Genomic DNA, 26,770 nt, shown 5'->3' on the forward strand with positions numbered 1-26,770 from the left:
TTTCTAATTTCGAGGGGCTGGAGCCTTTAAGGGCGCATTGGGGCAAAGGTTAGATGTTCGCACAGCTTTTAGGCCTTATCAATGGCACAGGTAAGGGGTTAAGATTAGTCAAAACAAATGTGAATATTGGCTATTTACTCAATTATTCAGTCTGTTATTCTCTAACCTCGGTGGCTCGCCTGCCTTGGCAAGTCGTATCTTGTCTGAGCCGCCCATCTAGGAATACTAGCAAGGACTATCAGTTAAGAACTATTCGCTTAGGACTATCAGTTTAACAATCGACGTATAGCAATATACGTGCGCGATATTAAGCGGGCCTTAAATCCTCACTAGGGGCTTTGGCATTATCTCATGGAGAGAGACAGTGGATTTTTTACTGCTTACCGATAACTTACCCTACAGCCTGGCGCTGGCCTTGGTGATCCTCTTGGGCCTGGTCGAAGGCTTCTCTATGGTCTTTGGCCTGAGTCTGTTTGGCCTGCTGGACGATCTGACGCCCATGGAGATGGACGCCGATGTCGACACCGGCGTGTCTGGGGTCACAGGCGTAGCCGGCTGGCTCTGCCTGGATCGCCTGCCACTGCTTATCTGGCTGGTGCTGGCCCTGACCAGCTTCGCCATCGCCGGCTTTGCGATCAACTATCTGGCAATCTCGTTTCACGGCGCCTTGCCGGCGCCCCTAAGTATTCCGCTGGCCATAGTGCTCGGCGCATTTTCCTGCCGTATCCTCGGCGCCCGTCTCGCCAATCTGTTGCCCAAGAATGAAACCTCGGCTGTCTCGGTAGACGAGCTCAGCGGTCTGGTAGGCGTCGTGACCTTAGGCTGTGCCCGCAAGGGATTTCCCAGCGAGGCAGTGGTGAAAGATGCCTATCAGCAGAAACATTATGTGCTGGTGGAACCCGAGCTGGCGGGCGAGGCCTTCTCCCAGGGCACCTCTGTGGTGCTGCTCAATCGCAATGGCCAGGTCTGGTCTGTGGTGCAATTTAACGATGAAATTTAGGCAGCCTTGCTGCCGTAAAACCTGCTTATAACAAGCTTAGATTAAGGATGAAACATGAACGAAGTTGAAGGAATAGGCGTGTCATTGGGTGGCAGCTTTGTGTTTATTGCCGCTGGCGCTGTGTTAATCGGTATCTTGGTGATCGGCATGATCTTCGCCAAGTTGTATCGACGAGCGTCGAAAGAGACCGCCTTTGTGAGGACAGGTTTTGGCGGCGAGAAGATCATCAAAGATGGCGGCGCCATAGTGCTGCCGGTGCTGCATGAGACCATAGCCGTTAACATGAACACCCTGCGGATCGAGGTGGAGAAGATGCAGAAAGATGCGCTGATCACCAAAGATCGCATGCGGGTGGATGTGCGCGCCGACTTCTATCTGCGCGTGGCGCCGAGTGTGGAGGGGATCTCTATGGCCGCGCAGACCTTAGGTACCCGCACGACTCGGGTCGAAGAGGTGAAGAAGCTGATGGAGTCTAAGTTTGTCGACGTGCTACGCGCGGTGGCGGCCGAGATGACCATGACAGAGATGCATGAGCAGCGCGCCGACTTCGTGCAGCGGGTGCAGAACAACGTCGCCAACGATCTGGAGAAGAACGGTCTAGAGCTGGAATCGGTTTCTCTGACAGGTTTCGACCAGACAGACCTGCAATTCTTCAATGAAAATAACGCCTTCGATGCCGAGGGTCGCGCACGTCTTGCTAAGATCATCGAAGAGAAGCGCAAAGAGACCAACGACATCGAACAGGAAAACCGTATCAAGATAGAGCAGCGTAACCTGGAAGCCGAGAAGGAGTCGTTGGAGATCGAGAAGGCGGAAGAAGAAGCGCGTCTGGTGCAGCAACAGGCACTGGAATTTAAGCGCGCCGAACAGAAGGCGGAGATCCTCAAGAAGCAGGAGCAGAAGAGCCGCGAAGAGCGTGAGGCGGAGATCGCCAAGGAGCGCGCGGTAGAGACGGCGCAAATTGAGAAGACTAAAGATATCGAGACCCGCGAGATCGAGAAGCGTAAGGCGATCGAGCAGTCACGAATTCAGCAGCAGCGCGATATCGAGGTGGCCGAGCAGGACAAGCAGATCGCGGTGGCGCAGAAGTCGGAAGAGGAGTCTGCCGCTCGTGCCAAGGCGGCCGAGGCAGAGAAGCTCAAGGTTGAGAAAGAGGAAGCGGTGATTACCGTGCGTCAGGTAGCCGAGGCTAACCGTCGTAAAGAGATCGAGGTGATCGATGCCCGCAAGGAAGCCGAGCGTGATGCGGTGGGCGTGACGGTCGAGGCGGAAGCCGAGAAACGCGCCGCCGAAGATAAGGCAAGCGCGATCCTTACCGAGGCGAAGGCGGCAGCCGATGCCAAGAAGCTCAAGGCCGAGGCAGACGAGAAGGTATACGCCGTCGAGGCGGCCGGTAAGCAGGCATTGCACGAGGCGGAAAACGTGCTCAGCAGCGAGCAGATCGAACTGCAAAAAGCGTTGGCCATGCTCAAAGCCCTGCCGGAAGTGGTGGCTCAGGCGGTCAAGCCGCTGGAGAACATCGAAGGGATCAAGATCCTCCAGGGCTACGGCACCTCGGGGGCGACTCAGGGCAATGGCGAGACGGTACTTAGCCAGGGTGGCATTGCCGAGCAGGTGACCTCTGCGGCGCTGAATTACCGCGCCAACGCACCAATCGTCGATGCCATGCTAAGAGAGCTGGGCATGGTGGATGGCAAGCATGGCGGACTCAACGACCTGCTTAAAGGCCACAACATGATCACCCAAGATATGCTGGGCGCCGGCGAGATGAGTGACGAGAGTCAAGGGGCTCACTCTCCCTTGAACGGTAAGACGCCGCGCGAGGGCGATGCCGCCAACTAGGCGACATGACGATGACGAGTCAGCTTACAGAATAAAGCTGTCGGTAATAGAAGAAAAAAGGCTAGCGCATTGCGCTAGCCTTTTTGTTTGCCTTGTTGCGAGTTTAACCTAACTTAACCGAACTTAACTTAAGTAGCGCTGCTCCAGATGACGCTTGAAGTGAACCGGGTTTAGCACTTCGCCGGTCACTTGCGTCACCAGCTCATCTGTGGTCAGAAGCGATCCTTGAGACCAGATGTTTTGGTTGAGCCAATCCATAACTTGGGTGATATTGCCCTGCTCAATCAGGCTGTCGATATCGCCCAGCGCCTTGACCATGCTCGCCTTAAACTGGGCCGCGTACATGGCGCCCAGGCTGTAACTCGGGAAGTACCCCAGCTCGCCTACAGGCCAGTGGATATCCTGCATGCAGCCGTTGCGATCGTCCCCGCGGGTGGATAGCCCCAAAAGGCTCTGCATCTGATTGTCCCAGAACTCGGGAAGGTCGGCGACCTGCAGACTCTTGTCGATTAGGCCTTTCTCCACCTCATATCTCAGCATGATGTGGCAAGGGTAAGTCACCTCGTCGGCATCGACCCGGATAAGACCAGGTGTCACACGCTGCACCAGGTGTATCAGGGACTCCTGAGTGAGTTGGCTGCCCAGATGATGATTAATCTTCTCTGTCAGCAGGGCAATCATCGCCGGGCTTCTGGCGAGCTGCATCTCGAAGAACAGGCTCTGGCTCTCGTGAAGCGCCATGGATCGCGCCAGCCCAACAGGTTGGCCACGCCAGTCGATGGGTAGGCCCTGCTCGTAGCGGGCATGGCCTACCTCGTGGATGGTGCTATAGAGGGAGGTGGCAAAATCGGCTTCATCATAGCGGGTGGTGATGCGCACATCGCCGGGCACGCCGCCTGAGAAGGGGTGGCTGCTGGTATCCAGACGACCCTGATTAAAATCAAAGCCGAGTAGCTTCATCACATCCAGGTTGAGGGCTTGCTGGGCTGAGGCCTTACTGTGAGGCACAGGTGCCAATGGCCAGCTCTGCTGCTTGGCTTGCACCTGCTGGATCATCTCGGGCAGCCAGGTTCTCAGCTCGCCAAATACCTTATCCAGCGCCGCCGTTTGACAACCTGGCTCAAACTTATTGAGCAGGGCGTCATAGGGGGAGAGTCCCTGAACCTCGCCGAGGATCTGTGCCTCTTCGCGCACCAGGGCGATCACCTTCTCCAGATTTGGCCGAAAGCCCTGCCAGTCGTTGTCTTTGCGTTGCTGACGCCAGGCATGCTCACAGGCGTAGGTGAGCGCCGTCTTCTGCTGCACCAGCTCGCCGGGCAGGGCGGTGGCCTGCAGCGTGTGATAACGCATCTCTCTCAGGTTGGCCTTCTGCGACGCGGTTAAGGCCTCTTCGCCTGCCGCGGCTAATCCATCCACCAGACCTGGGGCGGTCTTGAGTGTGTGAATATGCAGAGCCAGCTCGGCCATCGCCTCACCCCGTCCTTGGCTGCCGCCACTTGGCATCATGGTGGCCTGGTCCCAGTCGCCCAGGGCTTGCAGGTGCTGGAAGTGATGGATCTGTTTAAAGGCGGCGCACAGGGCGTCGTAGTGCGGCGTCGCCGAATCTTGCTTGTTTGCTGTCATAGTGGCTGTCGACCTTAAGTAAACCTGGCTGACATGCTAACACGAGAATGGCCGAAAACGAGTGTTGATATGCGAGTGTCGATAAGCAGGGCCGTCCTGGTTAAGACGGCCTGTAACAGAAGGCGAGCTAAAGCGTGTTTAGGCTTGCAGCAGTGCCAATGCGGGTTGGCGGTTGCCAGGATAGAGGCGATAGGCCTTATGGTGTTTGATGCAGCTGGCTTTCTTGTCGCCCTGGCTCAGCAGCAGCGCGTGCTTGACGGCGTGTTGGGCGATCAGCTGCTCGTCGGCGCGCATATAGAGGGTGATGGACTTGATAAGCTTACCCTCGACCAGATGCTGCTCATACTGCTCGACCGAGATCACCAGGCTGTTTTGACCGTCGCTGTCGAGCCTGAGCTTGCCGCTCACCTCACAGTCGAGGATGACCAGCCAACCCTGGGCTTCGAGGTCGGCAATCAGCGCCTGAAGCGACTGACCCACCTCGGCATTTTCCATGGCCGGTAGGTATTGTGTTTCGATTCGTTGCAGCAGCTGGGGGAGCTGGGCACCGGCGCCCTTGCTGCGCCCTTCTCGGATCCAGCGGGTCAAATCATCGGCCACTAACTTGGAGAAGCGTCGCTCCTTGAGTGATTGCACCATCCAGTTGCAGAGGAAATGGCTCTCTGCCGCCGGGGTCTTGATGCTGCCTGGATTGGCGTTGCGCGCCGCCAGATCGGCGAGGCCCGCCTGGGCTAATGCCACTAGGGCCTGGTTGTAGCTTTGCTCTGTCATTGCGTCTCCACGCAAAAGAAAAAAGGGATGCGGCGCTGAGTATACCCTATCGGCGCGCTTATCAATATCGGCAGGATAAAGAAAACCGCCGCAGCTTGTGGCTGCGCGGCGGTCTGTCTAGCTGCAAGCCCTGTTATTTGCTTGGGCTGTCGGCACTAATATTTGCTAGCGCTGTAGGGACTAATATTTGCTAGCGCTGTAGGGACTAATCTTTGCTAGCGCTGTTGGCACCTTTGCCTACTGGGGGATGAGGCTCGCCGCGGTGAGGATCAGCTTAGGCTCGGCGCGCACCTTGTAGTTGGGGTTGATGTATTGAAAGTGCACTAGTCCCGTCTTGTCGGTGATATAGACGGCGGGCACCGGCAGCACCAGGCGGGACTCGCCGGCGGCGTTCTTCCACAGCTTGTTTTTCAGCTGCATCTTGGCCATGTATCTATCCGATATGGTCTGACTGGTGAAATAGGCCAGGCCGAAGGCGCGCATGGCATTGAGGTCTGCATCCGAGACCAGGGTGTAGTTGAGATCGTTCTTGGTCATGGAGGCGCGCAGCTCCTCTGGCGCATCGGGTGAGATGCCGATTAGTTGAAAGCCCATCTTGAGGAGATCGCCTTCGATCGCCTGCAGCTGACCCATCTGGGCGTTACAGAAGGGACACCAGCCGCCGCGGTAGAAGAAGAGTACACTGGGCTTCTCCTGGAGCATCTGCTGCAGATCCAACGACTTGCCCTTAAGATCCTTTACCTGAATCGAGGGCACCGTCTGACCGTTCAGCAGCGGCGAGATCGATGTCGGGCTTTCAGCTATCGGCTTAGCTGATACGGAGGGGGTTATGAGCGCCAGGCTCATCAGGGTAAAGAGTAGGGCGCTCAGCAGGGCGCCAGCGCGTGAATTTTGTGTCTTGGTCATAGGGTGGCCTTCTCGTGATTGTTTTATCTGTCGAACAGACCCAGGCGGCGGCCGTAAACTTTCACCCTGATGTGGAATTAATCGATGCGAACAAAAAAGGCACTGTTAAGTGCCTTATTTGATTAGATAATAATTTTGTGACCGTACGTCGATTATTTTTGCTTCTTTATTTTCGCGTTGGATGAGTTCTTCACCTTCACCCGGCGAGCCCCCATGTTCTTCTCGGCGATCACCTGGGCGCCCACGTTGTCGCTGCGCTGCTGTTTCTTGGCGAAGCTGCGACGCTTCTGCAGCTGTTTGATCAAGAGATCGCGACTGCCCACCTCATAGCCTGGGATGGTGATGCGGCGGATCTTATTGCCGATCAATTTCTCGATGTCGGCTAAGGTGCGCTCCTCCTCGCGGCTCACCAGCGAGATGGCGACGCCAGTGCGACCGGCGCGGCCGGTACGACCGATACGGTGAACATAGTCCTCAGCCAGGAAGGGCAGGTCGAAGTTGACCACATATTCCAGCTCGGGAATGTCCAGGCCGCGGGCGGCGACCTCGGTGGCAACCAGGGCGCGCACCTTACCCTCTTTAAATTCTCGCAGCGCACGGCGACGATTGCCCTGGGCCTTCTCGCTGTGAACTACAGCCGAGGGGATGCCGTCCAGGTTGAGTTCTTTCACCAGGACGTCGGCGGCCTCACGGGTGGCGGTAAATACCAATACCTGTTGCCAGTTCTTCTTGCCGATAAGCTCTGAGAGGAGTTCACGCTTGCGACGCTGCTCCACTGGGTAGACCACCTGGCTGACGGTTACCGCCGTGGTGTTCTGCTTGTCGACGGCGATCAGCTTAGGCTTGACCAGCATCTCGTTGGCCAGCTGCTTGACGGCGCTGGAGAAGGTGGCGGAAAACAGCAGGTTTTGACGGTCGCGATTAACCTGCTGCAGGATCTTCTGGATGTCTGTGATGAAGCCCATATCCAACATGCGGTCGGCCTCATCCAGCACCAGAAAGTCGACGTTAGACAGGTTGAGGTTACAGGCTTGCAGGTGCTCCAGCAGGCGACCCGGGGTGGCCACTATGATGTCGGCGCCTTTCTTTACCTTAGCCGCCTGGGTATCCATCTTGACGCCGCCATAGACGGTCAGCACTGAGATGGGCAGGTAACGGCTGTACTGCTTGATGTTGTCGGCCACCTGAGCCACCAGTTCGCGGGTGGGGGCCAGGATTAGCGCGCGGGTGTTGGAGCGCTGAGTGTCGCTTGGGCTATCGAACATCTTCTGCAGGATAGGCAGGGCGAAGGCTGCCGTCTTGCCGGTACCCGTCTGGGCGCTGGCGAGCACATCCTGTCCGCGACGGATCGCCGGGATGGCCTCTTTTTGAATGGGCGTCATTTTTTGGTACCCACATTCTGAGATGGCGTGCAAAATCTCGGGAGCAAAACTGAAAGATTCAAATCTCATGGGATATCCTGTTGTTTACCTTTTAAAATAACGACATATCAAATTGAGTTTAGTCCAGACTCGAGCTGTACCTTAACCCATTACCACCCTGGGCCACAAAGGCGGCCGCGGAGTATAGCAAAATTTTCGGTTAAAACCTGCACTTTTATCTGCCGTCATTATCGCCTGTGCCGACAATTTGGGTCAATTTGACACTTAAGCGCGCTGAACTAACCTTATTAAGTTAACGTTTGGAGGTTGTCACAGGCATGGAGGCTTAGGTGTATATTTGGTATGCCCCAACTGCGAGGCAGCATCCTGCTTTGGATGAGGGGATGTCATGTCGATAAATGTCTTGATCGTCGATGATTCGCTGAGCGCCTGTCGGGTGCTCAGCCGTCACTTTTTGCTGCTGGATGTGGACAAGGTGGAGTTCTGCCGCGATGCCCGCAGCGCCATTCGAACCTTAAGTAAATATAGCGATGACTACCAGATAGTGGTGGTAGACCTGCATATGCCCGAAGTCGACGGCATAGAGTTTCTGATGCGTCTGAGTAAGATGGAGTTTAAGGGGGGGATCATCATCGCCTCTGGCATGGAGTCGCGTATCGTCGAGGCCGCCTCCCAGCTGGTGGAGGCCTCCAAGCTCAGGCTGCTGGGCGCCCTGATGAAACCAGTTACCACGGAGCAGCTCAGGGTCTGTGTCGAGCGATATCGCCTGATGGCCTTTCAGGGCAACGGTGTACGCCACAAGGGATTGATGAGCATCGACGAGATCCGCCGCGCCATCAACTCCAATAAGATCATTCCCTATTATCAGGCACAGGTGGATATCGCCAGCGGCAAGATAAAGGGGTTCGAGGTGCTGTGCCGCCTGCAGCAGGGCACTCGCTTGCAGTTGATCACCCCAGATAAGTTTATCGATGTGGCCGAGTGCAACAATGCCCTCAACAGCCTGACCACTAAGCTGCTGAACAATGCCATCCCAGAGTGGGCGCTGATCAGCCAGTTCGAATCTTGCAAACAGTGCCACCTGTCGATCAACCTGACTCCCAAGCAGCTCAATCAGAGCGGCTGGCATACCCGCCTGATGCAGTATTGCGAGCAAAACCTCTTATCGCCGTCGCGCCTGACGGTGGAGATCACCGAAAATCAGGTGCTGGATAAGCAGCGTCAGCACTCTACCATCAGCCAGCTGAGGATGAACCGTATCGGCGTCGCCATAGACGACTTCGGTACCGGTTATACCAATCTCTCCCAGCTGTGCACCCTGCCTATCAGCGAACTGAAGCTGGACCGCAGCCTGGTTCATGGCATACATAAAGACCCTGTCTCTCAGACCATACTGAAATCTATGCAGGCGATCAGTGGCAAGCTCGGCATTCATCTGGTGGCCGAGGGAGTAGAGGATATCCATGATCTCAACTACCTGGAGCAGATAGAGGATATCTCCTTGCAGGGCTATCTCATCTGCCGTCCTAAACCCTACAGCGAGCTGGTGCGCTGGTTAAAGGCCCGCGAGCGCTTGGTTCAGGCCTGAACAAAAACAGCACCTTAGGGTGCTGTTTTTTATGGGGTAAATGCCCCAGTCTTAAAAGGCCAAAGCTTTAAATAGCTAAAGCTTTATATAGCCAAAGTTTTATATAGCTTCGGTCGCCTTGAGTAGCCAGTCGAGCTCAGTGCCTTGCATCAGCGGGCTCAGGGTCTCTCTGACTCTCTGATGGTAGCCATTGAGCCAGTTGATCTCGGCGTCATTCAGCAGCTGCTTATCGATAAGACGAGTGTCGATCGGGATCAGGGTGAGGGCATGGAACTCATACATCTCACGCTCGGCGCCGGCCAGGGCCTCGCAGGCCTGCACCGTGATGAGGTTTTCGATACGAATACCAAAGGCATCGGCGCGGTAGTAGCCCGGCTCGTTCGACACCACCATGCCCGGCAGCAGGGCGACGCCATTGCTGTTCTTGGCGATGCGCTGTGGCCCCTCATGGACGCTGAGGAAGTGGCCCACGCCGTGGCCAGTGCCGTGGTCATAATCGAAGCCGTGCTGCCACAGGTATTGGCGGGCGAAGCCGTCGAGCTGTTGGCCCGTGGTGCCTTTAGGGAATCTGGCCTGATCCAAAGCGATATGGCCCTTCAATACCAGGGTGACCATCTTACGCTGCTCGTCGGTGACCTCGCCGATGGCTATGGTGCGGGTAACGTCTGTGGTGCCATCCAGATACTGGGCGCCCGAGTCCACCAGATAGATGCTGTCCATGGTCATCATGGCTGGGGTGCCATTGTTGTGGTTGTAGTGGCACATGGCGGCGTTAGCGCCTGCGGCCGAGATGGTGTCGAAGCTTGGCTCGCGATACAGGGGATCTTCCAGGCGGAAGCTCTCTAGCTTATCGGCCAGGGTGCCTTCGTCATAGAGACGCTTGGCGGCTACCTCGACGTCGAGCCAGGCGAGGAAACGGCTCACGGCCACGCCGTCGCGAATATGACAGGCGCTAAGGCCGGCGAGTTCGGCCGGATTCTTCTGCGCCTTGGGCAGGGCAACCGGATCTTGTCCAGCGATCAGCCTGGCACCGGCTTGCTTTGCCGTTAGCTGCATCCAGGCGTTGGCGCTGTCTGGGTCGGCCAGTAGCTTGACGCCATCGAATTTAGATAACACGCCTTCGAGTTCGGTCTCGGCCATGAAGCTCACACCTGCGCCCACATGGGCCTGGATCCCCTCTGGTAGCTTGGCGAGATCGGTAAAGAGTGTCATCTCGCCATTCTTATACAGCAGGGCCGTGCCTAAGACCACGGGCAGACGAGGTACGTCGCTGCCGCGAATGTTCAGCAGCCAGCAGAAGGAGTCCAGTGCGCTGATGAGCGCCACATCGGCGCCAACTGCGGCCACGGCCTTACCTATCTGCTCACGCTTCATGGTGCTGCTGATGCCGGCGCTCTGCTCGCTAAACAGGCTGATGGCGGCGCTGGAGGCGGCGGGGCGCTCTTGCCAGTGGCGATCGATAGGGTTGTCTGCCACGGCAACCAGCTCGATACCGGCGCGCTGACACTGGGCCTCGGCCTGTTGTTGCCAGCTCAGGGTATGTAGGCGCGGGTCGTAGCCGATGCGAGCGCCTGCGCTTAGCTGGGCGATGAGCCAAGGGATCTGCGGCGTGTCGGTGAGACTCTGATAATCGAACTGAGCACTGTCTACCTGCTGCTTGACCTGAACCGTGTAACGGCCATCGATGAAGATGGCGGCGCTTTCTTTGAGCACTATGGCCATGCCCGCCGAACCGGTAAAGCCGGTGAGCCAGTGCAGTCTTTCGTTACGCTCGGGGACATACTCGCCCAGATATTCGTCGGCCCGGGGCACGATGAAGGCATCGAGGGTTTGGCTGAGCATGTCACTTCTTACGGCGTCTAGACGTTGTGCGGTTACAGATGTCATGAAGTCTCCTTTAGTACCCAATTACGGGGCCATCTAAGCGTGGCCTTCTGGGCTTGAGCGAATAGGCTTGGCCCTATCTCCAGAGGTGAGATATTGGCTGAGTTGCCGCCGATTATCGCAGCTCGGCGGGTGAGTTGGAAGGGAGGCGCGAAAAAGCTGATCAAGGACGGCGTAAAGCCTGGTGTGAGTCGCTAGGTTTCCTGTGGATATTGAATCAGATAGCGCTGAGGGGCAGAGATACAGCGCGCAATATCCGCGTTCTAGGCTGGTAAAGTTCGCCGCGAGCCAGTATTTTGCTTATAAGTGAACGATTTGTGATTAGGGGCAGTTGACCTTTATGAGCACAAATTTTGTTTTCAAGACGAAGCCTAGGGGCAGCGTCTGTATCATTTTTCTACTGGGTTATCGCTTATTTAACTAGCGTACTAGATTGCAAGTGCTCTGCCTTGCCTAGAATGAATACAGAATGCTGCAAAATGAACGCAGAAGATCAGTAGATCCTACCTTTATGCCAAGAAATGTATGGGTATTAACCCTGGCTCAGGCCTTTGCCATGAGTGCAACCCCCATGATGATGTTGCTCGGCGGCCTGATTGGCGCCGAATTAGCGCCAACCCCGGCGCTGGCCACCCTGCCGATTGCCATCATGGTGATAGGCGTGGCCGTCTCAGTGGTGCCTGTCAGTCGTTTGATGCGTCGCTTCGGCCGCAAGAAGATTTTTCTGCTGGGTAGTGGCTTGGGGGCGAGTGGTGGTCTCCTGGCGGCCTTCGCCACCCAGGCACAGCTCTTCGTGCCTTTCTGTCTCAGTGGCCTGCTCCTGGGCTCTGCCGGGGCGATAGTACAGCAATACCGCTTTGCGGCCATGGAGTCGGTGGCGGCGCTCGATAGTGCCAAGGCGGCCTCCCGGGTCTTGGTAGGTGGTTTGGTGGCCGCCATTATGGGGCCAGAACTTGCGGTGCTGGGTGAAAACCTGTTTGCCACGCCTCATGTGGGCGCCTTTCTGTTTCTGATCTGTGTCTGTCTGATGGCGGGGCTGGTGCTCTGTTTCTATCAGGAAAATCGCCAGGACAAACCGGCCCATGCGGCATCCCATCAGGCCGTGCGTCCCCTTGGCAACATCTTGCTGCAGCCTTCTATCTGGACCGCCATCGGCGCGGCGACCATAGGCTATGGCATGATGAGCTTCATCATGACGGCCACGCCCCTGCATATGCATCACATGGAGCACTATTCCCTGGCCGATACCAAGTGGGTGATCCAGAGTCACATCATCGCCATGTATTTCCCCTCGCTGTTTAGCGGCTACCTGGTGGCCAAGTTTGGCACCAGCCGCATGATGCTGGTGGGCCTGGCAGCCTATGGGGTGACCATCACGGTCGCCTTGCTCGGACGAGAGCTGTTGAACTACTGGGTGGCCCTAGTGCTGTTAGGCGTCGGCTGGAACCTGCTGTTTGTGGCTGGTACCGTCTTGTTGCCACGCTATTATCACAGCGAAGAACGCTTCAAGGTTCAGGCCTTTAACGATGCCTTCGTCTTTGGTTCCCAGGCCCTAGCCTCCTTGAGCGCCGGCTGGGTGCTGCACTGGTTAGGCTGGGAGGTGATGCTGCTCACCTGTATCCCGCTGCTGGCCATTCATCTACTCCTGATGGCCTGGGGGCGGGTGCCGCTGAGGCTGGCAAATGAGCAGAAAATCGATGAAACCTGATAAGTCTTGATGGAAATTCAATCAAAGCAAGGTGTTAGTCGCATTTTATATAGCCTTAGTTGATGGTTTTTGTGATAAAATTTAGCGATACACAACTCTTCTACTCATCGCGCCGAGAGGCTCTCGCTGTGATGAGCTAGTCGGCTACGGAGCTCGTTATGCAATCCCTGACCATAGATATTGGCGCGACTACCGCCCTGTTCGAAATTGAGACTCAGGGGCGCACCGAGCAATATAAAATCGCCACCGGCGAGCACTTCACCCTGGCCGACCTCAACCGCCACATCGTTGACATCGAAGCCGACTATGGCCTGAGTGACTATGCCTTAGGGGTGGCGGTGCCAGGACTGGTGAAGCAAGATACCTTGATCGCTTGCAAGGTGGCACCTAAGCTCAACGGCCTGTCACTGGCCAAGCTCAAGACTCAGGCCCGCTTTAGCCTGCTCCACAACGATATCGATGCCGGCATGCTGGCGGTCTGTGACCCCAAAAATGCCTGCGAATTGCTGCTGATGAGCGGCGCTGGCATCGGCATGGCGATCGCCATCAAGGGCGAGCCGTTTCTCGGTGCAGGCGGCGTAGCCGGCGAGCTGGGTCATTGCCGGGTGATGAGTGAAGGTGGCGAGTACAGTCTGGAGCAGCTGGCCAGTGGCGAGTCGATTCGCATTCGCGGCCTCAAGAGTCCCCAGGAGCTCTACCGCGCCGGTAGCTATCTGGGGATGGGCATCGCCTGGGCCATCAATCTGCTGAATCCTAATCGTATCTGGCTTGCGGGCCCTATGATGAATCAGCCGGACTATTACAAGGGCTGCGTCGAGTCCCTGAGACAGCTGGCGCTGACGGCGCCGCTGGGGGATGTTAACATCGCCCGGGTCGATGATATGGAGACCCTGGTGTGCCGCGGCCTCAAGGTACTGCTGGCCCAGCACGCCGAGTGAAGACCTAGCTCATAACGTCATAGCTCCTAAAGCCATAGCTCCTAAAGTCAACAGAAGTAAAAAAACCATTCCGAGTAAAAGTATTGCGAGCAAAATCAGAAGGCACTAATTCGATTTAGTCGTTATCCAGCTTTTACGTTTGTCGATTAGGTTGCGTTAGCTCTTGAGTTCCCCCTTAAGCCTTGAGCACCTTGAAGATTTTTCTTTCTGTTAGCTACTGCTTTTTTGTATACATTATGCTAAAAAGGCTGCCTGTCATTCTTCTTTTCCATGGTGGTTGCGGGTTGGCCTCGCGACTGCCATCAAAGGTGTTAACTATGAGTGTAAATACCACAGGCTTAATTTCTACGATGGGTGTTGGCGGCTCGACGCCCGAGCAGGAGCTGGCCAAGCTGTCTGATATGACCCAAGGGGTCGAAGGGATCTCGGCGCAGGAGTACCGGGCGCGTATCGACAAGGCGCAGCAGCTGATGCGTCAGCAGGGCATTGCGGCCATCTATCTCAACGCCGGCACTAACCTCTACTACTTTACCGGCACGCGCTGGTACGCCAGTGAGCGTATGGTGGGGGCCATATTGCCCGCCGAGGGTGAGCTTGAATATATCGCTCCCGCGTTCGAACTCGACACACTTAAGGGCTACATGGTTATCGAGGGGCGGGTGAACTGCTGGCATGAGGATGAGAGTCCCTATGGCTTGTTCGTTCAGCGACTCGGTGAACTTGGCATAAGCCAAGGCAAGCTGGCGATGGATGAGTCGGCGGCGTTTTTCATCTTCGATGGCGTGCGTCAACTGGCGCCGGCATTTGAATTCGTTAACGGTAAGACGGTTACCGCCGCCTGTCGCATGATCAAGTCTGAGACAGAGCTAGCCCTGTTGCAGCGCGCCAAGGATATGACCCTTGAGGTGCACAAGGCCGCCGCACGCATCCTGCATGAAGGGATCACAGTCGGCGAGGTGGAGAGCTTTATTCACCAGGCCCACAAAGCCGTGGGTGCTCCTGCAGGCTCCTATTTCTGTATCGTGCTCTTTGGTGAAGACTCGGCCTATCCCCATGGGGTTAAGTCGCCTAAGGCGCTCGAGCTTAACGATACCGTGTTGATCGACACCGGCTGTCAGCTACACGGCTATAACTCAGATATTACCCGCACCTATGTCTACGGCACGCCGAGCGAGCGTCAGCGTCAGCTGTGGCAACTGGAGCAAGATGCTCAGCTAGCCGCCTTCGAGGCCGCTAAGGTGGGGGCACCTTGTTCAAGCGTAGATCGCGCCGCCCGCGACGTACTCGAGCAGGCGGGTTTCGGCCCAGGTTATGACCTGCCGGGTCTGCCCCACAGGACGGGACATGGCATAGGCCTAGATATCCATGAGTGGCCCTACTTGGTGCTGAATGACCATACGCCGCTGGCCCCTGGAATGTGCTTTAGTAACGAGCCCATGCTGTGTGTGCCGGGCGAGTTTGGGGTGCGCCACGAGGATCACTTCTATATGACACAGAGCGGCCCGAAATGGTTTACCCAACCGGCTCACTCTATCGATAACCCCTTCGGGTACTGATACCAATCGTAGTAAATAACTGAGCATGCTAGCTTGTTAAAACGTTCGATAACTGCGTTACTATTTTTGATTGTAGAATAACTACTTATCGAAAAATTTCGCCTTGTTCTCTAACGTTTTTCCTGTGCTATTTCTGATCACTTATTTCCGTGATTGGTATGATACAAAAAACGCGCCTTAGGGCGCGTTTTTCATGTCGTAAGTCACTGTCTCTACCTTTCTATGCTAATCAGCTCGACATCGAAGATTAGCACGGAACCGCCGGGGATCTTGCCGGCGCTGCGATTGCCATAGGCCAGGCTGCTGGGAATAAAGAAGCGGGTCTTTTCCCCTTCGACCATCAGTTGTACCCCCTCGGTCCAGCCCTTGATGACGCGATTAAGCGGGAAGGCGATAGGCTCGCCGCGCTCGACCGAGCTGTCAAACACAGTGCCGTCGATCAGCGTGCCATGGTAGTGAACCGTCACAGTATCGCTGGCCTTGGGATGGACGCTGCCGTCGCCCTTTGCCAAAACCTTGTACTGGAGCCCCGAAGCGGTCTCGATAACCCCTTCCTCTGTCTTGTTCTGCGCTAGAAAGGCCTCGCCCTTGGCGATATTCTCCTTGGCCGCCTTCTGATTGTTCATGCTGGTAAAGAAGTAAAACAAGACGCCGGCGATCACCACGACTGCTAATATCATTCTCATCTTTGATTTTCCTATAAAAGTGCGGCCTTCATCATAGCCAATTGTGCCCTGTGGGTAAACGAGGAGGGCTCATCTGAATCAATAGGCTAGTTAACCCCTAGCTGTGTCAGCAGGGCTTGCCCTTGAGGTGATACCAGTGCGCCTAACAGGCTGAGGTTGATGATCACCGTCAGCCAGAGCACAACACGAAAAGCACGCTTACTGGACTTGTGTCTCAGGTGCTGCTGGCCCTGCATGGCCCCCGGCCATCCACCCAGTAGGGATAACCAATGCAGACGACTCTCTTTAATGCGCCAGGTGTCTTGCCTGGCGGCACGTTTGTCGATCGCGTAGCTGGTAAAAGTGATGAGGCTTATGACGACGTAATAGATGAAGACTGCTATTGGTAGTCGTTGCAACAGACTAGCAAGTAGTAGGCCGATAAACAGTGCCATCATCAGCAGGAGGCGTAGTTTATCGGCTAGAGTCCATCTCGTCCCTTTTTGTCTGATCTTTCCCCCATGAGGGCGCTTGGAGCTTGATGTCTTGGGGCCTGTTGTTTCTCCAGGCCCGCTTATGTTTTGCCTAGGTTTTACGCTTTGCCTAGGTGTTACACTGTGACTGTTAGGACGATTCTGTCTCATTGATGCTCTTGCGTTAATTTGGGCAGTGGGTTTTATATCACTTAGAAATAGGTGATCTCCAGTTCGTATAGCGTCGCGTCGTCATCATAAGAGTCATATTTCGCCACCAGCGAAAAGTTTTTTTCATAAATATCGACGCTGTCGAATTCATCGTTAGCCTGTTCGAATTGCGCAAGCAGTTTATCCTTTTGCGATGGAACCGCCATCTTATCGCATAGCACGGCAAGATCCGCATCGTCTGCATTTGGGTAAATACCTGAAGCTAGTCTAACCCTATGTAAGGTGTCGCCGTCGAACTTAAGTTGCAGATGGTTGCCCAGCAGCCACCATTCGCCATCGCTCGAGATAGCTAATCTCGCTATGCTGGGATAGGCCTTTTGCAGTTGCTGCAGGCTAGGACGCTCACCGACAAACGAAGGGGTGAGCTGTTTTAGCAGTGGCTGGAGCGCCTCCTTGTTGGGTTGTTTTCCTCGCAGCGTCAGCTTGGCCTTGTCTTGATAGAGGCTAAAGCCGGTTAATTGAGATTCGGACGTCGCTTCGCCGCTCTGGAGATAGGTATCAAAGTTAAGGATCAAGCGCTGCTTACCGTCACTGAGGTTGAGGTGGTCGCCCTGTCGCTGGGCTTGGTTGGCACTCAAGGTGCGAATGACCTGTGAGATGGGCGTGCGATAGGCGATCTCACCGTTAATTAACCAAGGGGCACCGTCGAATCCGTCGCGATAATCGATAAGATTCTGGCCGGTATTGTTCAATGGGCTGAACTCTGTCGAGATGGCGACGAGCCGCTCTTTGGTAAACACAAACCAGAGTTGCCTGCCGTAACCCCAGGCAAAATCTTGATCGCTAAGCGGTAACTCTATACTAGCGGGGCCGAGTAAATCATAGAGGGCTTCGGGACTTATGCCGAGTTTGGCGCCATATACGCCATTGTCTAACGATACTAAAGCGGGAGGCAGGCTCTTCGCCGCCGCAAGTTTGGCAACCGATTGAGGTGTGGGGGCCTCAAAGGTGTACTCGAAGCGAGACTGGCGAATTTCATAGCCCTTGCTGTCATAGGCGGCTGCTGTCTGTGACAGGCTTTTATCATGCTCACAGAGACGATATAGCTGTGCTTCGAGATGGGTCTTTAACTGAGTGACCTTAACCATCTCCTGGCTGGAGCGTTGAGAAAGCTTCTTCTCCTTCATCTTGCTGACAATATGGTTGCTCACCTGGGTGAGAACAATGACTTCGGCGCCTCTGCCTGTCGCTTGTTGAGTTAACTGATTCAACGCTGATTTAAAGGCTTCGCTCTCCAGAGGTTTAGTCTCTGCGGGATACTTTTTACTCGTAAGAGTCAGCGATATCGGTGCTAACGTCGTCTCGATACAGTTAGGCTGCTTGTCTAAGATGCGGGCACTTTTATTGCCATCATTATCTGAGGCTGAGGCGTTAGCCGTGAGGCAAAGATATCCCAATAAAAGGGTGTAGCTAGATATTGTCCTTAATGTCGCTCCCATGTGGCGCTTCCCTGATGCCAAAGTATGCCACTAACTTGAGAGACAGAGGCTAAATTGTCAAGTTTTCATAGGATTATCGACAGTGCCATGCGTTTGCTTGCTGGGTGGCGTAGGTAAACCACCCAGCAAATCTGTGTTAAAGCGTGGCTAGGCTTTTGAGGGTTTGAGGGAGATCCACAGCTTGATGTGGCCCTTGACCACCACCACATCGTTCTCATCCAGGGCGGTAACATTGACCAGCATGTCGCCCTCGACCCACTGTTCGGGCGTGACCTCGGCGATGCAGCGGATGTCGCTGCCGGCCTTGGCGGTATAGTCGACACTCATTCCCTTGGGGATCCAGCGCAGGTGGGCAGGAATTGACGCCTCGGCCATGGTGCCCATGGCCATCTCCAGGCCATTACAGATGGCGATGACGTGCACTGTGCCTATGTGGTTCTGCACCGCCTTGCGCTTTCGCACCAGCAACTGGCAATAGTTGGGTCTCAGCTCTGTGACCAGGGGCTTAACGGTGGCGAAGTAAGGCGCCATGCGTGACACCATGAGGGAGAAAAACTTATGGCCCAGTGGCCACTTGGTTAGGCGGTGGTAGAGGGCCATCACCCGTGTCGGTTTGTTATTCATTGGCTTACTCGTTATTAAAATGCTTTGCTGGTTGAAGAAAAAGCTTGTCTGGTCAGATGAGTTGTTAGACTAGCCGAATAACAAGTGGTTAACAATAGGCCCGTGATTTGGCCGCCTAAACCAAACTTCATTTTCCTTTGGCTGCACCGGGCGCGTATAATCGGGCGCTAAGGCTTTTGGCTTAAAGAAAATCATTAACTTAAGGATCTTGAGTGAAATATCTGCTGACTTATTTCAAAGGGATGGCCATGGGGGCCGCCGATGTGGTGCCCGGCGTTTCCGGCGGTACCATTGCCTTCATCACGGGGATCCTCGACCCCCTGCTCAACAGCATACGTAAGGTTAATCCCAGCCTCATCGGCGTGATCCGCCAGCAGGGGCTGAAGGCCGCCTTTATGCATATTAACGGCCCCTTCCTGATCGCCGTGTTCGGCGGTATCCTCACCAGCATCTTTACCCTGGCCAAGCTGATCACCTATCTGCTGCATAGTCATCCGATCCCCGTGTGGTCCTTCTTCTTCGGTCTCATCATCATCTCTGTGGTGCATATGCTCAAGCAGGTGAAGGGCTTCTCTGTGGGACGCCTGGCCCTGTTTGCCCTGGGCGTGGCATTTGCCTGGGGGATCACAGTGCTGCATCCAATCGATATGCAGATGACCTATCTGAATGTCTTCATCGGCGGCAGCATCGCTATCTGCGCCATGTTGCTGCCGGGGATCTCTGGCAGTTTCATCCTGCTGCTACTCGGCCTCTACACCTCGGTGCTGGGCGCCGCCAAGAGCCTGGATATTCCCGTGTTACTGACGTTCGCCAGTGGCTGTGTGGCAGGCTTGCTCTCATTCAGTCATCTGCTGTCGGCGCTGCTGCGTAAATACCATGACGCCACGCTTATATTCCTCACCGGCTTGATGCTCGGCACTCTAGGTAAGATCTGGCCCTGGAAGCAGGTGCTCACCTGGCGTGAAAACTCGGCGGGCGAGCAGGTGCCGCTGCTGGAACAGAACCTGTCGCCCATGAATTTTGAGCAACTGACCGGGCAACCGGCGCAGCTTGGCCTGGCCATCTGCGCCATGTTGGCGGGTATCGCGCTGGTATGGGCACTGGAATATTTTGCTGGCGACAATGCTGCTAGCACTAAAAGTAAGAATACCGCTAAAAACTAGGAGTGGGGACGAAAGATGAATAAGTGGATACTGCTGGTGGCGCTTGGTTTAAGCGCCTGTTCGACAGGGATAAACATGAGTGTGACGGCTGAGTCTGAGCCCCAAGGGGATCCGCCGGAGGTCAAGGATCCCATGTCACAGGATAATCAACGCATCATAGACGATGCCAAGGAAGATGGCCGCCTGGATCAGTATCTGAATCCGTAACTCGGGGCGGCCTCTGCTTAGGCTAGGTCTAGCATAGGCTAGGTTTAGCTTTGGGCGGGCCTAGCCTGCCTGACGCGAATTATCGACGGTTTTCTTGTCGTAGTATTCGAACGGAAATTGGTTGCGGATGCGCTGAATGATGGCATCGCTGACGTTGGCCGACACATGCAGTCTGACGCTGCCACTCTTCTCGGCGCGTACCACACAGGTCAGTTTCTCACTCTTGGCGATGGCTTTACATTCCCGCTGAAACTTCTCCGGGATCTTGCCCTTGTGGGAGATGAGACGGCCATCTTTAAAATGCATCTCAAAAAGGCTTAAGCCACGTTTGCCTGAGAAGATCAGCTTGTAGATCAGAAAGAGGCCCACTAGGATAAAGGCGATTTTCAATAGGGTTTCAGTCATAGTCACTCCTTAGCGTTATAGTTTGAAGATACTCCCGGCTAAGGGTTTTTCCTAGCGGCTTAGATCAAATTTTTAATAAACTGGCTATACTCTTCGAAGGAGTTTAATACGTTAAGGAAAACACTATGCACCTGTCTAATGCCCGCCGCTGGGAAAAACTCTGTCATCAGCAAGCCAACATTCTGCAAGGGTTGTCGCAAACCTTTCCGGAGCGCGCGCAGGCGCATCAAGAGCTGGTGAATTACTGGCGCGCCCTGGCCGAGCGAGTCCGCCGGGGGGAGAGCCTGAAGCTGTAATGCTAGCGATTGTCGAGTTTAGGAGTAGATTGTCCTTAAACTCGTAAATATACCCCTAATAAAAAACCGCCGATGAAGGCGGTTTTTTACAATCACTTGGTTGGGGAGGGCTGGGGGTTAGAAGGCGTAGCTGGCGGTGGCCAGAATAGTGCCTTCGTTCTTCCATGGACCGTCCTTGATCTCGTTGTCGCTGCTCAGGTTAGTGTCTAACCAGGCCAGCGACAGGCCGACACCGCCGATCTCGGTGGAGACGCCAATGGAGTAGTCGACATAGTTCTCACCCCAGTCTAGGTCCGCACCGTCGCCATAGTTGTAGCCCACGTGAGCATCTATGCTCCAGTTCTCGATAAACTCGTAGGAGTAGTTCAGCTCGCTGTAGTGCAGAGACACATCGGCATTGGCGTAGTCGTTGGTGTACCACTGGGCGAAGTGGAAGTCGGCGAAGTAGAAGCCTAGTGAGGCCTCGAGATACTTAGTGCTCTCATCCTGTCCCGGATAGGTGTAGTAGGTCAGGGTGAAGTCATATTCCACCGCATCGTCTTCGCCGAAGGCGCCGGCGTAACCGGCATAGAAGTCGACTTCGACATCGGCATCATAACTTTCATCATCGACATTACTGCCCCAGGCACCGATGAAGAAACCACTTTCCATGCTGTAATCTATGCTGGCTTGAACGGCAAAGTCGCCTGCGGTTTGTGAGATACCGCGGAAGCGGTAATCGTTGGTGACGCCAATTTCTCCCGAGACTTCAGCCTGTGCCAAAGGTGTGATTAGCGCGGTTGCCAAGGTTAAGCCAGCTAGCTGGGCTATCCGTTTCTTATTAAATTTTTTATACACGGTGGTTTCTCCATTTCACTTTGTTGACACCGATCCGGTTAGCAAGCTATCCAGATCAGATTAAGCCAAACAACAGCTAGTTAGCTGAGACTACATGGCAATGATTTTAGTTATTTTTGCTCAAATACGACGTAAATCTTGCGACACTCCTGCAGCACTCGCCATACGCCCTTAAAACCGGCGGGGATGACGAAGCGATCGCCCTTGCTGACCGTCAGGCTGTTGCCTGCTTCATCAATGATCTCGCTGCTGCCCGATAGGATCTCGCAATACTCATGTTCGCTGTAGTTGACCTTCCAACTGCCGACCTGGCCCTGCCAGATCCCGGCGTGAAATTGATCGCAGGGGCTGGAGTAATGGTTCTCCAGTTGCTGCTTAGGCTCCCCGCTTAATACCTTTTCCGGTGCCACCTCATAGTGTTCCGTCTTAACCTTATGCTGGCCAAAGTTGATGATGGCATCAATAGTCTGTGTCATTTCTGCTCCAATTTACAGATAGACTTAAGGCGCAGCGAGGCGCCTTAAGCTTAGTTTATTTCATGGTCGGCATGACAAATTCTGCCTGACTCCCCTTGCCCTTGGGCCAGCGGGCGGTGATCGCCTTACGCTTGGTATAGAAGCGTACGCCGTCCGGGCCATGCATGTGCAGTGGGCCGAAGAGGGAGCGTTTCCAGCCGCCAAAACTATGGAAGGCCATAGGGACTGGGATAGGTACATTGACCCCAACCATGCCGACCTGCACATGGTGGCAGAAGTGTCTCGCCGCCTCGCCGCTCTGGGTAAAGATGGCGGTGCCGTTACCAAACTCGTGTTCGTTGATCAGGGTCAGCGCCTCGGCATAATCCTTCACCCGGACGATGGTCAGCACTGGGCCGAAGATCTCTTCCTTGTAGATGGTCATCTCTGGGGTGACGTGGTCGAATAGGCAGCCGCCGAGGAAGTAGCCCTGCTCGTGATCGGCGACCGTGAGTTGACGGCCATCGGCCAGCAGGCTTGCACCCTCGCTCACGCCTGTGTCCACATAGCTACGTACCTTGTCGAGATGCTGCGCCGAGATCAGCGGTCCCATCTCCATCTCGCCTTCCAGGCCGTTACCGACCTTGAGCGCCTGGATCTGTGGCAGCAGTTTCTCTACCAAGGCATCACCCACTTCGCCGACGGCCAGCACGACAGAGATCGCCATGCAACGCTCGCCGGCACTGCCATAGGCGGCGCCCATCAGGGCGCTGACCGCCTGGTCGAGGTCCGCATCTGGCATCAACAGCATGTGGTTCTTCGCGCCGCCCAAGGCCTGTACACGTTTGCCGTGAGCCGCCGCCGTCTGATAGATATACTCGGCAATTGGCGTGGAGCCAACGAAGCTCACCGCCTGAATGTCCTTGTGGGTCAGCAGGGTGTCCACCGCTTCCTTGTCGCCGTTGACCACGTTAAACACGCCATCCGGCAGGCCTGCCTCGGTGAGCAGTTCGGCCATGCGCATCACGGAGGTCGGATCCTTCTCCGACGGTTTCATGATAAAGGTATTGCCCGCGGCGATGGCGATGGGGAACATCCACATAGGCACCATCACAGGGAAGTTAAAGGGGGCGATGCCGGCCACTACGCCCAGGGATTGGTTGAGTGTCCAGGCATCGACGCCACCACCGACCTGCTCTGTGTGCTCGCCCTTGAGTAGATGAGGGATGCCACAGGCAAACTCCACCACCTCGAGGCCACGGATGATCTCGCCCTTGGCATCGTCGAGCACCTTGCCGTGTTCGCGGGTGATCATGGCCGCCAGCTCATCCATGTTGGCTTCGACCAGTGCCTTAAACTTAAACAGAATGCGCGCGCGGTTAAGGGGGGTCATCTCTGACCAGGGGCCGTGGGCCTTCTTGGCCAGTTCGATGGCCGCATCCACCTCGAGCGCGCTGGCCAGGGAGACGTTGGCCTTGTGCTCGCCGGTGGCGGGTTCGAAGACGGCGGCGCTGCGGGCGCTGGGCTGTGTGTGCTGGCCGTTGATGTAGTGGTTTATCTGCTGCATAGCGCGTAATTTCCCTGCAAAAATCTCTAATGTGTCTTGGTTATTCTGGGTTAGCCAACTGTGGTGATGGCATCGCTTAGGGTGTTGACCATTTGGTCAATCTGGGCCTCGTCGACGATCAGTGGCGGCGATAGGGCGATGGTGTCGGCCGTTGCCCTGACCAGGGTGCCGTTCTTGAAACAGGTCTCGAAGATGCCGAAGCCGCGCTTACCTATGCCTTTATCGCTCGGACTAAACTGGATACCGGCTACCAGGCCTGTGTTACGAATGTCGATAAGGTTCGGTAGTCCCTTGAGGCTGTGCACCGCTTTTTCGAAGTAGCCTTCCAGAGACTTGGTGCGCTCGAACAACTGCTCCTCCTGATAGATATCTAAGGTAGCGATGGCGGCGGCCGCAGCTACCGGATGGCCTGAATAGGTGTAGCCATGGTAGAGCTCTATGGCGCCCTCTGGGGCATCCATGCTGGCATCATAGATGGCATCGTCGATCAGCACGGCGCCCATGGGGATGGTGCCGTTGTTGAGCGCCTTGGCTGTGGTGATCATATCCGGTGTGACGCCCCAGCGCTGGCTGGCGAAGGCGTCGCCCACACGGCCAAAGCCGGTGATCACCTCATCGAAGATCAATAGGATGCCGTACTTGCGGGTGATCTCTCTCAGACGCTTAAGGTAGCCCTGAGGCGGGAGTATGACCCCGGCCGAACCCGACATAGGCTCGACGATCACCGCGGCGATATTCTCGGCGCCATGTAGGGTAACGAGCTGCTCCAACACCTCGGCCTTCTCTGCGCCGGTTTCCGGTAGTCCCTTACAGAAGGCGTTTTGCTGGATATCCAGGGTGTGGGGCAGGTGGTCGACCCCCTGCAGTAGCTGCTGGCTGAAGGTGCGGCGGTTGCCGCCTATGCCACCAACTGAGATGCCGCCGAAGCCGACGCCATGGTATCCCAGCTCACGACCGATGAAACGGGTACGGGTCGCCTCACCACGGGCCCTGTGGTAGTTGAGGGCGATCTTCAGCGCCGTGTCGACAGATTCAGAGCCAGAGTTGGTGAAAAATACCTTGTTGATCCCTTTGGGGGCGATGGCGGCGAGACGCTCGGCCAGTTCGAAGGCCAGTGGGTGGCCCATCTGGAATGAGGGTGCATAGTCCATCTCGTGGATCTGTTTGCTGACCGCCTCGGAGATCGCCTTGCGACCGTGTCCGGCATTACAGCACCAGAGACCGGCTGTGCCGTCGAGTACGGGACGGCCGTTTACATCCTTGTAGTACATCCCCTCTGCCTGTGCGAGGAGGCGGGGACTTTGTTTAAACTGTCTATTGGCGGTAAAAGGCATCCAATAGTGTTCCAGCGTGCCTGTTGCTACCTGGTCAGCTTTATTAAAATCTTCCATATCATCTACCCTGGTTCTGTGTAATTGTTGTTTTATTGAGTGGTTGATATTCGCTATGCTATGTCAGAAATAATGAACATGAAAGCTTTTTGTTCATTATTTATAGCAAAAAATAACTTTTTGTAAAAAATATTGAAATTGATTGAGGGTTGAGCGTAATCTAGGGCAGGCACAGTCGCGCCAGAGAGGGCGTGGACGTGCATTAGCATTGACGCTAGAGCAATTATCACCCGTTAAGAGGTCAGAATGAGTACTCCACAAAATCGCGAACAATGGCAAGAGATGGCGGACAGCCTGGTGATTCAGGGCCAGGCATTTATCAATGGCGAATACTGCGCCGCCGATTCGAATGACACCTTCGACTGTATCAGCCCTATCGATGGCAGGGTGCTGACCCAGGTGGCCAGTTGCGATCTGCTGGATGCCAACCGCGCCGTTGCCAATGCCCGCGAGGTGTTTGAGCGCGGCGACTGGTCGCAGCTGCCGCCGGTAAAACGCAAGCAGGTGATGATTCGCTTCGCCGATCTGCTCGAGGCAAACAGGGATGAGCTGGCCCTGCTGGAAACCTTGGATATGGGTAAGCCTATCCGTTATTCCGGCGCCGTCGATGTGGCGGGCGCGGCTCGCGCCTTACGCTGGTCGGGCGAGGCGGTGGATAAGATTTACGATGAAATTGCCCCAACGGCTCATAACGAGATCGGCATGATCACCCGTGAGCCCGTAGGTGTGGTGGCGGCTATCGTGCCCTGGAACTTCCCACTCTTGATGGCCTGCTGGAAGCTGGGCCCTGCGTTGGCCACAGGCAACAGCGTGGTGTTAAAGCCCTCAGAAAAGTCACCGCTGACCGCCATTCGCATGGCGCAGCTGGCGATAGAGGCGGGGATCCCTAAAGGGGTGCTTAACGTGCTGCCAGGATACGGCCATACCGTGGGTAAGGCGCTGGCGCTGCACATGGATGTCGATACCCTGGTGTTTACCGGCTCGACCAAGATTGCCAAGCAGCTGATGATCTATGCCGGCGAATCCAACATGAAGCGTGTCTGGCTGGAGGCCGGGGGCAAGAGCCCGAATATAGTCTTCAACGACGCGCCGAACCTTAAAGAGGCGGCGATTGCGGCGGCCTCGGCTATCGCCTTCAACCAAGGCGAGGTCTGCACCGCGGGCTCCCGTCTGCTGGTGGAGTCGGGGGTGAAGGAAGAACTCATTAACCTGATCGAAGCCGAGATGCAGGCCTGGCAGCCGGGACACCCGCTGGATCCTGCCACCACCTGTGGCGCCGTGGTGGACCAGCAGCAGCTGGAGAATGTGCTGCGCTACATTCGCGCAGGGGTAGCCGAAGGGGCTCAGCTGCGTCAAGGTGGCCAGCAGGTACTGGCCGAAACAGGCGGTGTGTATGTGGCGCCGACCATCTTCGCCAACGTGAAGAATGAGATGACCATCGCCAAGGAGGAGATCTTTGGCCCTGTGCTGTCGGTGATCACCTTCGATGGCATGGAGGAGGCGATTCGTATCGGTAACGATACCATCTACGGCCTAGCGGCTGGCGTCTGGACCTCAGATATCAGCAAGGCTCACAAGACGGCCAAGGCGCTGCGTAGCGGCATGGTGTGGATCAACCACTATGATGGTGGTGACATGACGGCGCCATTTGGTGGCTATAAGCAGTCCGGTAACGGCCGCGACAAGTCCTTGCATGCCTTCGACAAGTATACCGAGATCAAGGCGACCTGGATCGCGCTATAGGAAAGCCTTTCAGGGAAAGCCACCGTCTTAGCGGCAAGCAACCCGCTTATACAAAACGCTTTAATCACAGCCCTTT

At 55.6% G+C, this 26,770-nt stretch carries 24 protein-coding genes; 10 read left to right on the top strand and 14 right to left on the bottom strand.

The window, feature by feature from the left end; translation table 11 throughout:
• The first annotated feature begins 364 nt into the window (after window positions 1-364).
• A complete protein-coding gene (locus SHEW_RS04860) occupies window positions 365-1,000 on the top strand; it encodes a YqiJ family protein (RefSeq protein WP_011864750.1) in 636 nt (211 codons plus the stop codon).
• A 54-nt stretch (window positions 1,001-1,054) separates the two neighbouring features.
• Window positions 1,055-2,842 carry a flotillin family protein gene (locus tag SHEW_RS04865; protein WP_011864751.1) on the top strand — a complete coding sequence of 596 codons (1,788 nt, stop codon included), beginning with the start codon at window positions 1,055-1,057 and terminating at the stop codon, window positions 2,840-2,842.
• Window positions 2,843-2,965: 123 nt separating this feature from the next.
• Here SHEW_RS04865 and SHEW_RS04870 read toward each other — a convergent pair whose 3' ends face one another.
• The 4 genes from SHEW_RS04870 to SHEW_RS04885 form a co-directional block, all read right to left on the bottom strand.
• Window positions 2,966-4,465, bottom strand: coding sequence for a carboxypeptidase M32 (locus tag SHEW_RS04870; RefSeq protein WP_011864752.1), 1,500 nt, complete (start codon window positions 4,463-4,465; stop codon window positions 2,966-2,968).
• A 138-nt stretch (window positions 4,466-4,603) separates the two neighbouring features.
• Window positions 4,604-5,236, bottom strand: coding sequence for a DUF2913 family protein (locus tag SHEW_RS04875; RefSeq protein WP_011864753.1), 633 nt, complete (start codon window positions 5,234-5,236; stop codon window positions 4,604-4,606).
• Window positions 5,237-5,473: 237 nt separating this feature from the next.
• On the bottom strand, window positions 5,474-6,142 hold the full coding sequence (locus SHEW_RS04880) for a peroxiredoxin-like family protein (RefSeq protein WP_011864754.1): 669 nt from the start codon (window positions 6,140-6,142) through the stop codon (window positions 5,474-5,476).
• 152 nt (window positions 6,143-6,294) lie between these two features.
• The gene (locus SHEW_RS04885; RefSeq protein ID WP_011864755.1) at window positions 6,295-7,593 is read right to left on the bottom strand and encodes a DEAD/DEAH box helicase; all 1,299 of its coding nucleotides are present in this window, start codon (window positions 7,591-7,593) and stop codon (window positions 6,295-6,297) included.
• A 319-nt stretch (window positions 7,594-7,912) separates the two neighbouring features.
• Between SHEW_RS04885 and SHEW_RS04890 the strand changes: the two genes are divergently transcribed.
• Entirely contained in the window at window positions 7,913-9,112 is a 1,200-nt protein-coding gene (locus tag SHEW_RS04890) for an EAL domain-containing response regulator (RefSeq protein WP_011864756.1), read from the top strand.
• 99 nt (window positions 9,113-9,211) lie between these two features.
• Here SHEW_RS04890 and SHEW_RS04895 read toward each other — a convergent pair whose 3' ends face one another.
• Window positions 9,212-10,999 carry an aminopeptidase P family protein gene (locus tag SHEW_RS04895; protein ID WP_011864757.1) on the bottom strand — a complete coding sequence of 596 codons (1,788 nt, stop codon included), beginning with the start codon at window positions 10,997-10,999 and terminating at the stop codon, window positions 9,212-9,214.
• Window positions 11,000-11,507: 508 nt separating this feature from the next.
• On the opposite strand from SHEW_RS04895, the gene SHEW_RS04900 reads away from it, so the two are divergent.
• The 3 genes from SHEW_RS04900 to SHEW_RS04910 all read left to right on the top strand — a co-directional run bounded on the left by SHEW_RS04900 (window position 11,508) and on the right by SHEW_RS04910 (window position 15,198).
• Complete coding sequence (locus tag SHEW_RS04900; protein WP_041406977.1) at window positions 11,508-12,704, top strand: MFS transporter; 1,197 nt, start codon at window positions 11,508-11,510, stop codon at window positions 12,702-12,704.
• A gap of 158 nt (window positions 12,705-12,862) precedes the next feature.
• Window positions 12,863-13,642: an ROK family protein gene (locus SHEW_RS04905; RefSeq protein WP_011864759.1), complete on the top strand. Its 780-nt coding sequence runs from the start codon at window positions 12,863-12,865 to the stop codon at window positions 13,640-13,642.
• Window positions 13,643-13,959: 317 nt separating this feature from the next.
• Window positions 13,960-15,198: a M24 family metallopeptidase gene (locus tag SHEW_RS04910; protein WP_011864760.1), complete on the top strand. Its 1,239-nt coding sequence runs from the start codon at window positions 13,960-13,962 to the stop codon at window positions 15,196-15,198.
• Window positions 15,199-15,410: 212 nt separating this feature from the next.
• Here the strand turns inward: SHEW_RS04910 and bamJ are convergent, their stop codons facing one another.
• The 4 genes from bamJ to SHEW_RS04930 form a co-directional block, all read right to left on the bottom strand.
• Window positions 15,411-15,884 (bottom strand): BamJ family beta-barrel-assembly machinery protein, encoded by a 474-nt coding sequence (gene bamJ / locus SHEW_RS04915; protein WP_011864761.1) that lies wholly within the window; start codon window positions 15,882-15,884, stop codon window positions 15,411-15,413.
• Window positions 15,885-15,970: 86 nt separating this feature from the next.
• Window positions 15,971-16,321 carry a DUF1294 domain-containing protein gene (locus tag SHEW_RS04920; protein WP_041406446.1) on the bottom strand — a complete coding sequence of 117 codons (351 nt, stop codon included), beginning with the start codon at window positions 16,319-16,321 and terminating at the stop codon, window positions 15,971-15,973.
• A 227-nt stretch (window positions 16,322-16,548) separates the two neighbouring features.
• Window positions 16,549-17,778: a hypothetical protein gene (locus SHEW_RS04925; protein WP_150099944.1), complete on the bottom strand. Its 1,230-nt coding sequence runs from the start codon at window positions 17,776-17,778 to the stop codon at window positions 16,549-16,551.
• A 375-nt stretch (window positions 17,779-18,153) separates the two neighbouring features.
• The gene (locus SHEW_RS04930; protein ID WP_011864764.1) at window positions 18,154-18,630 is read right to left on the bottom strand and encodes a hotdog fold domain-containing protein; all 477 of its coding nucleotides are present in this window, start codon (window positions 18,628-18,630) and stop codon (window positions 18,154-18,156) included.
• Between the two features lie 212 nt (window positions 18,631-18,842).
• Here SHEW_RS04930 and SHEW_RS04935 point away from each other — a divergent pair, with 212 nt between their 5' ends.
• A complete protein-coding gene (locus tag SHEW_RS04935) occupies window positions 18,843-19,793 on the top strand; it encodes a polyprenyl-phosphate transporter (protein ID WP_011864765.1) in 951 nt (316 codons plus the stop codon).
• Window positions 19,794-19,808: 15 nt separating this feature from the next.
• Window positions 19,809-20,000 (top strand): hypothetical protein, encoded by a 192-nt coding sequence (locus SHEW_RS04940; protein WP_041406452.1) that lies wholly within the window; start codon window positions 19,809-19,811, stop codon window positions 19,998-20,000.
• A 60-nt stretch (window positions 20,001-20,060) separates the two neighbouring features.
• On the opposite strand, the gene SHEW_RS04945 is transcribed toward SHEW_RS04940, so the two are convergent.
• Complete coding sequence (locus tag SHEW_RS04945) at window positions 20,061-20,405, bottom strand: DUF3634 family protein (RefSeq protein WP_011864766.1); 345 nt, start codon at window positions 20,403-20,405, stop codon at window positions 20,061-20,063.
• Window positions 20,406-20,530: 125 nt separating this feature from the next.
• On the opposite strand from SHEW_RS04945, the gene SHEW_RS20810 reads away from it, so the two are divergent.
• A complete protein-coding gene (locus SHEW_RS20810; protein ID WP_011864767.1) occupies window positions 20,531-20,701 on the top strand; it encodes a hypothetical protein in 171 nt (56 codons plus the stop codon).
• Between the two features lie 117 nt (window positions 20,702-20,818).
• Here SHEW_RS20810 and SHEW_RS04950 read toward each other — a convergent pair whose 3' ends face one another.
• The 4 genes from SHEW_RS04950 to aptA all read right to left on the bottom strand — a co-directional run bounded on the left by SHEW_RS04950 (window position 20,819) and on the right by aptA (window position 24,951).
• Window positions 20,819-21,538: a TorF family putative porin gene (locus SHEW_RS04950; protein WP_011864768.1), complete on the bottom strand. Its 720-nt coding sequence runs from the start codon at window positions 21,536-21,538 to the stop codon at window positions 20,819-20,821.
• 110 nt (window positions 21,539-21,648) lie between these two features.
• Complete coding sequence (locus SHEW_RS04955; protein WP_011864769.1) at window positions 21,649-22,014, bottom strand: cupin domain-containing protein; 366 nt, start codon at window positions 22,012-22,014, stop codon at window positions 21,649-21,651.
• Between the two features lie 55 nt (window positions 22,015-22,069).
• Window positions 22,070-23,560 carry a CoA-acylating methylmalonate-semialdehyde dehydrogenase gene (locus tag SHEW_RS04960; protein ID WP_011864770.1) on the bottom strand — a complete coding sequence of 497 codons (1,491 nt, stop codon included), beginning with the start codon at window positions 23,558-23,560 and terminating at the stop codon, window positions 22,070-22,072.
• 50 nt (window positions 23,561-23,610) lie between these two features.
• The gene (aptA, locus tag SHEW_RS04965; protein ID WP_011864771.1) at window positions 23,611-24,951 is read right to left on the bottom strand and encodes an omega-aminotransferase AptA; all 1,341 of its coding nucleotides are present in this window, start codon (window positions 24,949-24,951) and stop codon (window positions 23,611-23,613) included.
• 246 nt (window positions 24,952-25,197) lie between these two features.
• Between aptA and SHEW_RS04970 the strand changes: the two genes are divergently transcribed.
• A complete protein-coding gene (locus SHEW_RS04970) occupies window positions 25,198-26,694 on the top strand; it encodes an aldehyde dehydrogenase (RefSeq protein ID WP_011864772.1) in 1,497 nt (498 codons plus the stop codon).
• Window positions 26,695-26,770: the final 76 nt, after the last annotated feature.

It is taken from the genome of Shewanella loihica PV-4 (assembly GCF_000016065.1).
Lineage (GTDB): Bacteria > Pseudomonadota > Gammaproteobacteria > Enterobacterales > Shewanellaceae > Shewanella > Shewanella loihica.